1 pseudogene is annotated in these 263 nt (G+C 68.8%); it reads left to right on the forward strand.

Annotated features, from left to right (window positions below):
- Positions 1-263, forward strand: a pseudogene (locus RVY79_RS20095) (succinyldiaminopimelate transaminase); the annotation flags it as partial.

Here is a 263-nt window from a genome sequence, read left to right on the forward strand (position 1 = left end):
CGCCGCCAGCCAGGTGCTGCCGGTCAATGGTTCGCGCGAAGCGCTGTTCGCGATTGCGCAGACCGTGGTCGACCGGTCCAGGCCGGCGCCCGTCGTCGTCTGCCCAAATCCGTTCTATCAGATCTACGAAGGCGCCGCGCTGCTCGCGGGCGCCGACGTCTTCTTCGCCAACGCCGACCCGGCGCGCAATTTCGCGGTCGATTGGTCCCAGGTGGACGTGCCGACCTGGGCCCGCACCCAGCTGGTGTATGTCTGCTCGCCGG

The sequence above is a fragment of the Chromohalobacter sp. HP20-39 genome (assembly GCF_033052815.1).
In the GTDB taxonomy this organism is placed as follows: Bacteria; Pseudomonadota; Gammaproteobacteria; order Pseudomonadales; family Halomonadaceae; genus Chromohalobacter.